The organism is Mycobacterium sp. (assembly GCF_019247635.1).
GTDB lineage: Bacteria > Actinomycetota > Actinomycetes > Mycobacteriales > Mycobacteriaceae > Mycobacterium.
In genome coordinates, this window is the sequence record NZ_JAFBAR010000082.1 from 1 (window position 1) to 10,372 (window position 10,372).

10 protein-coding genes and 1 pseudogene are annotated in these 10,372 nt (G+C 68.9%); 5 read left to right on the plus strand and 6 right to left on the minus strand.

Annotation, left to right across the window (positions count from 1 at the left end):
- Positions 1-15: 15 nt before the first annotated feature.
- Positions 16-459 (minus strand): CBS domain-containing protein, encoded by a 444-nt coding sequence (locus JO236_RS12820; RefSeq protein WP_293330362.1) that lies wholly within the window; start codon positions 457-459, stop codon positions 16-18.
- 52 nt (positions 460-511) lie between these two features.
- Here JO236_RS12820 and dxs point away from each other — a divergent pair, with 52 nt between their 5' ends.
- Complete coding sequence (gene dxs / locus JO236_RS12825; protein ID WP_293330365.1) at positions 512-2,425, plus strand: 1-deoxy-D-xylulose-5-phosphate synthase; 1,914 nt, start codon at positions 512-514, stop codon at positions 2,423-2,425.
- Here the strand turns inward: dxs and JO236_RS12830 are convergent.
- The 3 genes and pseudogenes from JO236_RS12830 to JO236_RS12840 all read right to left on the minus strand — a co-directional run bounded on the left by JO236_RS12830 (position 2,422) and on the right by JO236_RS12840 (position 5,192).
- Positions 2,422-3,693, minus strand: a complete 1,272-nt coding sequence (locus JO236_RS12830; protein ID WP_293330368.1) for a ribonuclease D — start codon at positions 3,691-3,693, stop codon at positions 2,422-2,424. The two genes, dxs and JO236_RS12830, sit on opposite strands and share 4 nt — an antisense overlap.
- Position 3,694: 1 nt before the next feature.
- Positions 3,695-4,326: pseudogene (locus tag JO236_RS12835) on the minus strand (DUF3000 domain-containing protein).
- A gap of 56 nt (positions 4,327-4,382) precedes the next feature.
- Positions 4,383-5,192: an enoyl-CoA hydratase/isomerase family protein gene (locus JO236_RS12840; RefSeq protein WP_293330438.1), complete on the minus strand. Its 810-nt coding sequence runs from the start codon at positions 5,190-5,192 to the stop codon at positions 4,383-4,385.
- A gap of 52 nt (positions 5,193-5,244) precedes the next feature.
- Between JO236_RS12840 and hemE the strand changes: the two genes are divergently transcribed.
- The 4 genes from hemE to JO236_RS12860 are packed head-to-tail and all read left to right on the plus strand — an operon-like array spanning position 5,245 to position 9,137.
- Entirely contained in the window at positions 5,245-6,306 is a 1,062-nt protein-coding gene (hemE, locus tag JO236_RS12845; RefSeq protein WP_293330371.1) for a uroporphyrinogen decarboxylase, read from the plus strand.
- On the plus strand, positions 6,303-7,658 hold the full coding sequence (locus tag JO236_RS12850) for a protoporphyrinogen oxidase (protein WP_293330374.1): 1,356 nt from the start codon (positions 6,303-6,305) through the stop codon (positions 7,656-7,658). Before hemE ends, JO236_RS12850 begins: the two co-directional genes overlap by 4 nt.
- Positions 7,659-7,663: 5 nt before the next feature.
- Positions 7,664-8,371: a hydrogen peroxide-dependent heme synthase gene (gene hemQ / locus JO236_RS12855; RefSeq protein ID WP_293330377.1), complete on the plus strand. Its 708-nt coding sequence runs from the start codon at positions 7,664-7,666 to the stop codon at positions 8,369-8,371.
- A gap of 16 nt (positions 8,372-8,387) precedes the next feature.
- The gene (locus JO236_RS12860) at positions 8,388-9,137 is read left to right on the plus strand and encodes a class I SAM-dependent methyltransferase (protein WP_293330431.1); all 750 of its coding nucleotides are present in this window, start codon (positions 8,388-8,390) and stop codon (positions 9,135-9,137) included.
- 24 nt (positions 9,138-9,161) lie between these two features.
- Here the strand turns inward: JO236_RS12860 and JO236_RS12865 are convergent, their stop codons facing one another.
- Positions 9,162-10,214 carry a dihydrodipicolinate synthase gene (locus JO236_RS12865; protein WP_293330435.1) on the minus strand — a complete coding sequence of 351 codons (1,053 nt, stop codon included), beginning with the start codon at positions 10,212-10,214 and terminating at the stop codon, positions 9,162-9,164.
- Positions 10,211-10,372: SDR family oxidoreductase (locus tag JO236_RS12870; protein WP_293330441.1), on the minus strand; the 162-nt coding region annotated here is incomplete at its 5' end. The genes JO236_RS12870 and JO236_RS12865, both read right to left, overlap by 4 nt.

Genomic DNA, 10,372 nt, shown 5'->3' on the forward strand with positions numbered 1-10,372 from the left:
CCTGGTCGGCGCTGCTCAGGTCTTGAGCGCCGCGGCCAGTAGGTGCGATGCGGTGATCACGCCGAGCAATTCGCCGTCCTTGACCACTGCCATCAGCGGGCTGCGCAGCCGGGCCATCACCGCGGCCACCTCGATGATGGTGTCGTCCGCGTGTGCCGCCGGCACGTTGGTCAGGTGGTCGGGCAGCACGTCGCGGACCTTCTTGCCGCCCAGCTTTTCGGCGGCGCGGTCGGCCATGGATTCGTTGAGCACCCCGGCCAGGGAGGGATCGTCTTGCACGTAGCGGGGCACGATGAACCGAACCACCTGGGAGGCGGGCAGCACAGCAAACGGCTTTCCGGAGGCGTCGGTCACCAGGATTCCGGGCAGGCGGTGCTCGGCGAGCAGGCGGGCGGCGGCCATGGCGTCGGAGTCGACGGTCACCACCGGAAACTCTTCGGCGAGTGCTTCCGCGCGCATAAGGGAGACAATACGGTCCTTTCCGGGGCCGCCGCTTGCGTAGACTGACGGGATGCTGGAACAGATCCGCGGGCCCGCTGATCTCCAGCGCCTCTCCCAGCAGCAGTTACGCGATCTGGCCGCCGAGATTCGGGAATTTCTGATCCACAAGGTTGCCGCCACCGGCGGCCATCTGGGGCCGAACCTGGGCGTCGTCGAGCTCACGCTGGCGCTGCACCGCGTGTTCGATTCGCCCCACGATCCGATCATCTTCGACACCGGCCACCAGGCCTACGTCCACAAGATGTTGACCGGACGCTGCCACGACTTCGAAACCCTGCGCAAAAAGGGCGGGTTATCGGGGTATCCGTCGCGCGCCGAGAGCGAGCACGACTGGGTGGAGTCCAGCCACGCCAGCGCGGCGCTGTCGTATGCCGACGGCCTGGCCAAAGCGTTCGAGCTGACCGGACACCGCAACCGGCATGTCGTCGCGGTGGTTGGCGACGGCGCGTTGACCGGCGGCATGTGCTGGGAGGCGCTCAACAACATCGCGTCGACCCGGCGCCCGGTGATCATCGTCGTCAACGACAACGGCCGCAGCTACGCACCTACCATCGGTGGCGTCGCCGACCACCTGGCCACGCTGCGGCTGCAGCCGGCATACGAGCAAATGCTGGAGAAGGGCCGCGACGTGGTGCGCTCGGTGCCGGTTGTCGGCGAGGCCTGCTACCACTTCGTACACAGCATCAAGGCCGGCATCAAGGATTCGCTGTCCCCGCAATTGTTGTTCACCGACCTCGGGCTGAAATACGTCGGCCCGGTCGACGGCCACGACGAACGCGCGGTGGAGATCGCGTTGCGCCACGCCCGCGGCTTCGGGCGCCCCGTGATCGTGCACGTCGTCACCCGCAAGGGCATGGGTTACCCGCCCGCGGAGGCGGACGAGGCCGAGCAGATGCACTCCACCGTCCCGATCAACCCGGTGACCGGGTTGGCCACCACGGTGGCGGGCCCGGGCTGGACCGCGACCTTCTCCGACGCGCTCATCGGCTACGGCACGAAGCGCCGCGACATCGTGGCGATCACCGCGGCCATGCCCGGACCCACCGGGCTGACGGCTTTCGGGCAGCGTTTTCCGGACCGCTTGTTCGACGTCGGCATCGCCGAGCAGCACGCAATGACGTCGGCCGCCGGTCTGGCGATGGGTGGGATGCACCCAGTGGTGGCCATCTATTCGACCTTCCTCAACCGGGCGTTCGACCAGATCATGATGGACGTGGCGCTGCACAGGCTGCCGGTCACCATGGTCCTGGACCGGGCGGGCATCACGGGTAACGACGGCGCCAGCCACAACGGCATGTGGGACCTGTCGATGTTGGGAATCGTGCCCGGCATGCGGGTGGCCGCCCCCCGCGATGCCACCCGGCTGCGCGAGGAACTCGGCGAGGCGCTGGACGTCGACGATGGTCCAACGGCGTTGCGATTCCCCAAAGGTGATGTGGGCGAGGACATTCCGGCGCTGGAGCGCCGGTCGGGTATCGATGTGCTCGCGGTGCCGGCCGGTGGACTCAACCACGACGTGCTGCTGGTGGCGGTCGGCCCGTTCGCAACCATGGCGCTGGCGGTGGCCAAGCGGCTGCACAAGCAGGGGATCGGTGTGACCGTCGTCGACCCGCGTTGGGTGTTGCCGGTGCCCGACGGGATGCAGGAGTTGGCGGTGCAGCACAAGCTGTTGGTCACGCTGGAGGACAACGGGGTCAATGGCGGGGTGGGTTCGGCGGTGTCCGCCGCCCTGCGGCGTGCCGAGATCGACGTGCCCTGCCGGGACGTCGGATTGCCGCAGACCTTCTACGAGCACGCATCGCGGCCAGAGTTGTTGGCCGATCGGGGCCTCACCGACCAGGACGTGGCCCGCCGGATCACCGGTTGGGTTGCCGCCCTGGGCACGTCGGTGGAGCAGCCCGCGATCAGCGAGCGCCTCGACTAACTTTCGCGCACCCGGGTCACGGCTGTAACGGCCAAGGCCAGTACCGGGACCACCAGTTCGCGTTGCCACGGCCGCGCCTGACCGGCGCGCAGGTATTCGTCGACGGCGGAGGCGTCCGGGGTGCCTGGAGCGCCTTTCCACTCCCAGCACAGCCGTCGAACCAGATCGGGTGCGATCAGATTCTCCGTCGGTACGCCCACCCGTTGCGACACGTCCGCCAGCCCGGCGCGGGCAGCATCCAGCCGTGTGGCGGCATCGGGTTTGCGCTTAGTCCACCGCGCCGGCGGCGGCGGCCCGTTGGCCGCATCCGCCGAGTCGGGCTGGTGGCGGTCCTCGCGGGCCGTGTCCAGCGCCGCCAGCCACATCGCGGCGTTGCGTCGCTGATTGCGTCCACCGAACACGGGCAACGCGACGAGGTCGTCGACCGTCTTAGGGTCTGCGACGGCGGCGTCGATGATGGCCGAATCGGGCAGAATGCGGCGCGGTGCGATGTCGCGGCGCTGGGCGATGCGGTCACGCACCGTCCACAGTTCGCGGATGGCGGCCAGGCTGCGTCGGTCACGCACCCGGTGGATGCCGGAGGTCCGTCGCCATCGGTCCGGCCGCGACGGTGGCGGTTGGGCCGTGCGCAGATGCTCGAATTCCTGTGCGGCCCAATCGGTTTTGCCTTGTTCGGCCAGCACCTGCGAGATCGCCGCGCGCAGTTCGATGAGGAGTTCGACGTCCAGTGCCGCGTAGTTGAGCCACTCCGGGGGCAGCGGGCGCCGAGACCAGTCGGCCGCGCCGTGGCCCTTGGCCAGCCCGAAACCCAGCAGCCGCTCGGCCATGGCCGCCAGGTTCACTCGCTCGAATCCGGCCAACCGGCAGGCGAGCTCGGTGTCGTACAGCGCCGGCGGCCGCATGCCCACCTCGGCTAGGCAGGGCAGGTCCTGATCGGCGGAGTGCAGGATCCATTCGTCGCGGCTGAGCACCTCGGCGACGGGCCGCAGCGCGGTCAGTGGGTCAGCGCCGTGGCTGACGGGGTCGATGAGCACTGTGCCGGCCTCGGCACGCCGGATCTGAATCAGGTAGGCGCGGTTGGAGTAGCGGAAACCCGACGCCCGCTCGGCATCGACCGCGAACGGTCCGCGCCCGCCGGCCAGAAGTTCGCCGGCCGCCTCGATCTCGCCGACGGTGACCGAGAGTCGCGGCACGCCGCCTGCCGGGTGCAGCAGCGGGGTGGGGTCGGGCTCGGCGCCGGCCTGTTCGTTGGCCGCCGGTTCGCACATTTCAGGCGCGTGACCGCGAGCCCAGGTCGATGACCCCGGCCGGCGGCAGGCCCGCGGCGTGCTCCAACACATCGCAGAACGCCTGGACGTGGACCCCGAGCTCGGGGGTGGTGGCCGTCCACGACGCCCGTAGTTCCAGCTGGTGGGCGCGCGGTGGGCCGGAGATATCGCCGTAGCGCACCGACGTGGTGGCGGTTACCGTGCCGCCCAAGGCGGTGACCTGCTCGGTTCGTGACTCCAGCGCCTCGGCCAGCCAGCTCCAGGCCACCTCCGGCAGCAGTGGATCGATCGCCTCGTGCGAGTCCAGATCGGCCTGGATGTAGGCGACCAGGCGGATCGTGCCGTCCCACGCGTCGGCGCCGTCCGGGTCGTACAGCAGGATCAGGCGCCCGAACGCGTCACCCTCGGACCGCTCCGGGACGATCTCGTGTTCGGGATGCTTGACCTCGGCCCCCAGCGCGTAGCTGTAGGGCGCCAGCCGCTGTGGCGGCCGGATGGGGCCCAGCTCGATTTCCGGCCGCACGGTGACGGCATTCATCGCCGCTACCGCCTCGCGGAAAGGGCTGGGTTCGGCTGACGTCACGGGCGCCGCTCCTTCTCATCGCTCCGCTCTGCATCGTCGGCGCGTGTCACAGAATTCGACGGTAGACCTATAGCCCGACACGCCGCGACAGGCGCGCCGCTTCGTGCTATTGGGGCGGGGTGCTACCTCCGAAGCGCGCCGGGCGCTTCTCGCGGTGCGCGGCCAGGCCCTCCCGGGGGTCGGGCCCGGTGAAACCGATGAATTCCAGGCCTAGAGAGGATTCGAAGGCCGGCGCAAACATGCGGTACCAGTGATTCAGGCTGTGTTTGGTCCAACGGATCGCGTGTTGTGCGCCCTGCGCCAGGTTCTCGGCCAGGCGTGCCGCCGTCGGCAGCACCTCGTCGTCGTCGACGCAGGTCGAGACCAGGCCGATGCGCTCGGCCTCCTCGCCGGACAGGGTCTCGCAGGTGAGCAGGTAGTACTTGGCCTTGGCCATGCCGACCAGCAGCGGCCAGCAGATCGCGGCGTGGTCGCCGGCGGCGACCCCGAGCTTGGTATGCCCGTCGATGATCTTCGCGGTCCGGCCGGCCACCGAGATGTCGGCGAGCACCGCCACCACCAGGCCCGCGCCCACGGCCGGCCCCCTGATCGCCGACACGACCGGCTTGTCGAAGTTGATCAGGTTGAGCACCAGGTCACGCGCCTCGCGCATGATGCGGACCCGCCCCTCGAAGTCGCCCATGGTCTCCTCGATCAGGTCGAAGCTCCCGCCGGAGGAAAACGCCCTGCCTGCACCGCGGACCAGGACCACGCGTACGGCCGGGTCGCGGTCGATCACCGGCCAGATGTCGGCGAGGTCGCGATGCATCTGGGGCCCCACCGAATTGAGGCCGGGTGCATCGAGTACCAGATTCAGCACACCGTTCTCGCCGGGTTCGCAGCGCAGGCTGGGGAAGTCGTCGTAGGCGGCTGGCATCTTTGACATCGACGTGATGTTACGCAACCTGCCCGTGGCAGCATTGGAGCCGATGAGTATTCGTCGCGACCTTCCACAGTCGCCCTATTTGGCCGCGGTCGCCGGCCGCAAACCCCGCCGAGTTCCGGTGTGGTTCATGCGGCAGGCCGGGCGCTCGCTGCCCGAATACCGGGCTTTGCGCGAGCGGCACAGCATGCTGGCCGCCTGCCTGGAGCCGGACGTGGCCTGCGAGATCACGCTGCAGCCGATCCGTCGCTACGATGTCGACGCCGCGATCCTGTTCTCCGACATCGTGGTGCCGTTGCGCGCCGCCGGTGTCGACCTGGACATCGTCGCCGACGTCGGACCGGTGATCGCTCACCCGGTGCGCACCCCCGCCGACGTTGACGCCATGAAACCCCTTGACCCGCAGGCGATTCAGCCGGTAATGCAGACGGTCGGGCTGTTGGTTGCCGCCCTTGGCGATGTCCCGCTGATCGGATTCGCCGGCGCGCCGTTCACGCTGGCGTCCTATTTGGTCGAGGGCGGCCCCAGTCGCAACCACGCCCGGACCAAGGCGATGATGCACGCAGAGCCGGCGAGCTGGCACGCACTGATGACCAAGCTGACCGACCTGACCATCGCATTCCTGCGTGGTCAGCTCGACGCCGGGGTGGACGCCATCCAGGTGTTCGACTCGTGGGCGGGCACCTTGTCGCTGGCCGACTACCGCCAGTACGTGCTGCCGCACAGCACGCGGGTTTTCGGCACGCTGGCCGAACACGGCGTACCGATGACCCACTTCGGGGTGGGGACCGCCGAGCTGCTAGGCGCGATGTCGGAGGCCCTCAAACCGGCGACGGCGACGGTCATCGGCGTCGATTGGCGCACCTCGCTCACTGACGCCGCCGGCCGGGTACAGCCTGGCACCGCGTTGCAGGGCAACCTCGATCCGGTCGTGGTGCTCGCGGGCTGGCCGGTGGTGGAACGTGCCGCGCGCGCCGTGGTCGACGACGGACGTCGGGCCGTGGACGCGGGCGCGACCGGCCACGTCTTCAATCTCGGCCACGGAGTGCTGCCGGAGACCGACCCCGGCGTCCTCACCGACTTGGTGGCGCTGGTCCACTCGCTATGACCTACTCGTATTGCGTTGTGGGCGGCGGAGTCTCGGGCTTGACCGCGGCCTACCGGCTGCGTGCGGCCGTCGGCGACGACGCGACCATCACGCTGTTCGATCCGGCCGACCGGCTGGGCGGTGTGCTGCGCACCGAGCGGGTCGGCGGCCAGCCGATGGACCTGGGCGCCGAGGCTTTCGTGCTGCGCCGACCCGAGATGCCCGCGCTGCTGGCCGAATTGGGTCTGGCGGACCGCCAAAGGACGACCACGGGCGCGCGACCGTTGCTCTACAGCGGAGCGCGGCTGCACCCGCTGCCGTCGGACACGGTGGTCGGAATCCCGTCGTCGGCCGACTCGGTGGCGGGGCTTGTCGACGCCGCCACGATCGCGCGCATCGAGACCGAACCCGGCCGTCCCTTCAGCTGGCGCCCGGGCGCCGATCCCGCGGTGGCCGAGTTGGTGGCGGACCGGTTCGGCGAGCAGGTCGTGGCCAGATCGGTGGACCCGCTGCTGGGCGGGGTGTACGCGGGCTCGGCGGCGACGATCGGGCTGCGCGCGGCGGCCCCGAGTGTCGCGGCGGCCCTCGACCGCGGCGCCACCAGCCTGACCGACGCCGTTCGACAAGGGTTGCCGCCGCCCTCCGGCGCGCCGGTGTTCGGGACGTTGGACGGCGGGTATCGGGTGCTGCTCGACGAGCTGGCCCGGCGCAGCCGGGTGCGGTGGGTGCGGGCCGGCATTGTGCGACTCGAAAGCGGTTGGGAGCTAACCGATGACAGCGGCACCGGCTGGCGCTTCGATGCGGTGATTCTGGCGGTCCCGGCGCCGCAGTTGGCGCGTCTTGTCGGCGGTGTGGCGCCGCGGGCGGCGACGGCCGCCGGCCGGATCACCAGCGCCTCCTCGGTGGTGGTAGCGCTGGCGGTGCCGCGCGACACCCCGTTCCCGCAGCAGTCCGGGGTACTGGTGGCCACCGGCGAGCGCTTGCGCGCCAAAGCGATCACGTTGTCGTCCCGCAAGTGGGGCCAGCACGCAGACACGCAACTACTGCGGTTGTCGTTCGGGCGATTCGGTGAAGACTTGGCGGCCAGCGCCTCCGACGCGGACCTGCTGACCTGGGCGCTGGACGACCTGGCGACGGTGTTCGGTCTGCGCGTCCAACCGCTCGACGTCCGGTTGCAACGCTGGATCGACGCCATGCCGCAGTACGGCCCCGGTCACGCCGATCTGGTCGCCCAGGTGCGTGCCGAACTGCCCCCGACACTGGGCGTGGCGGGCAGCTACCTGGACGGAATCGGCGTGCCCGCGTGCATAGCGGCGGCCGGCAAGGCCGTCACCAGGGTCATCGAGTCCCTGGACGCGCAAGTGGCACGATAGGTTTCATGTCTCGCCTCGACTACGACGCCCTCAACTCGACGCTGCGCTACCTGATGTTCTCGGTGTTCTCGGTGCGGCCCGGGGAGCTCGGCCAGGAGCAAAGCGACGCGAGGAATGAAGCAATCGAGGACGCGTCCCGGTTTTTCAAACAGCAGGAGGAGCGCGGGGTCGTGGTCCGCGGGCTCTACGACGTCGCGGGCCTGCGGGCCGACGCCGACTTCATGATCTGGACCCACGCCGAGCGGGTCGAGGCGCTGCAAGCCACCTACGCCGACTTCCGGCGGACGACCGCGCTCGGACGGGTGAGCGCGCCGGTGTGGAGCAGCGTCGCGCTGCACCGGCCCGCGGAGTTCAACAAGAGCCACATCCCGGCGTTTCTGGCGGGCGAGGACGCCGGCGCCTACATCTGCGTGTATCCCTTTGTGCGGTCCTACGAGTGGTACTTGCTGCCCGACGAGGAACGCCGCCGCATGCTCGCCGAGCACGGCATGGCCGCGCGCGAGTACAAGGACGTCCGCGCCAACACGGTGCCGGCGTTCGCTCTCGGCGACTACGAATGGATCCTCGCCTTCGAGGCGCCCGAACTGCACCGCATCGTCGACCTGATGCGGGAGTTGCGTGCCACCGATGCCCGTCGACACACCCGCGAGGAGACTCCGTTTTTCACCGGGCCGCGCGTGCCCGTCGAGCAGTTGGTGAACTCTCTGCCCTAACCCGAAAGAGGACTGCATGAGCCATCCCGATGTGACCGATCCCGCCCGCTTCGAGGAGATGTACCGCGACGACCGGACGTCGAACGGGCTGCCCGCCGCCACACCGTGGGACATCGGCGGTCCGCAGCCGGTGGTCCAGCAACTGGTCGCGCTGGGCGCGATCAAGGGGGAGGTGCTCGACCCGGGCACCGGCCCGGGGCACCACGCGATCTACTACGCCTCGAAGGGCTACTCGGCGACCGGCATCGACGGGTCGGAAGGGGCCGTCGAGCGGGCCCGGGCCAACGCCCAAAAGGCCGGTGTAACAGTCAATTTCGAGTTGGCCGACGCGACCAAGCTGGACGGGCTGGAGGGGCGGTTCGACACGGTCGTCGACTGCGCGTTCTACCACACCTTCAGCACCGACCCCGACCTACAGAGGTCCTATGCCGAGGCGCTGCACCGGGCCACCAAGCCGGGCGCGCGGCTGTACATGTTCGAGTTCGGCCAGCAAGACGTCAACGGCTTCAAGATGATGCGGTCGTTGTCGGAGGCCGACTTTCGCGATGTGCTGCCGCCCGCCGGTTGGGGGATCACCTATCTCGGGCCGACCACGTATCAGGTCAACATGAGCGTCGAGCAGATCGAGATGATGGCCGCGCGCAATCCCGATATGGCCGAGCAGTCTCAGGACCTGCTGGCGAGGTTCAAGGCGATGGAGCCCTGGCTACAGGGCGGCCGCGTGCACGCCCCGTTCTGGGAAGTGCACGCCACCCGCGTCGACTGAGGCGCTAGGGGTGCGAGGTCGCGCTCAGCGCCACTGGTAGGCGCCGAACACCGCCGCAGTGACGACGCCCGGGGGTGCTTGTAGCACGTAGGAAATGGCCCGCACCGCGGTCATAGCAACCGCGAGTATGCCTCCGGGGGTGGCGGATTCGTCGATCGGATTATTGTCGATGATCAGGTCCAGCCGCATGGGCGGTGCGCCCTCGACGCGAACGCGTACCAGGAACCGTTCGTCGGGAAGATCGGGCCAGTCGACGACGTCACGGGTGACGGTCCAGTATTCCTCTGCGACGAGTACCGGTGCGCCGCGGGAATAGCCTGTCCACGAAAGCCTTTGGGCGACAACGGTGCCAGCCGCCAAGTGGCCGAATGCGACCGGAACGTCGTGGTCGGCGGTCGCGGTTTCGATGCTCTGGCGAACCTCGTCGATCGCCAGGTGCAGGACGTCGGCCGCCGACGCCAGGGCCTGCTCGTACTGGATCGAGACCGCCCGAAACATCGGTGCGTCGACGTTGATGTCCGCGGGCTCCTTACCCATGCCCATGAGGTCGACGAGCATGCCCTTTTCCGTCACCGCCGAGCAATCGACGAATTCCGAAACGGTGATCCGGTCCACGCGCTGCGACAGCCCGGTAAGGGTCGTGGCGAGGCGTTCGAACATGAAGCCGGGATGCTCACCTGCCGCGTGAAACCTGGCCCCTGATTGCTTGCAGGCGTTGATGATTCGCTGCTCGGCCTCCGGCCCATAGGTGGGCAGGTGGCTGTAGCTGGTGGTGGTGATGACGCTCTTCCCGCTTGTCAGCAACGCGACGATGTCATCGGTGTTGGTGTTGTCTCGCACGGCTTTCGATGCGGCGTGCAGCACCACGTCGGCGTCGAGCGCCAGGATCGTGGACTTGTCGCCGGTGACAGTGACGTTCGTCGGCGGGCGGCCGACGAGCGTGCCGGCATCCGCTCCCACTTTCGTCGGGTTGTAGGCGAAGACGCCGGCCAGTTCGAGGTCCGCACTGTCGATGATCTCGCGCAGCTGTGCAGACCCCACCGGACCGGTCGCCCACTGGATTACCCGTACCGTCATGCCGGACCGTCCGGAAACTTCAACAACGCGCCCGCATCCACCCGGATCTGCTGTCCGGTGATGTAGCGCGACTCGTCGCTGGCGAGGAACACGGCGAGATTGGCGATGTCCTCGGGTTCGACGTAGGGGATCGGCATCGCCTGGAAGTGGGTGAAGGC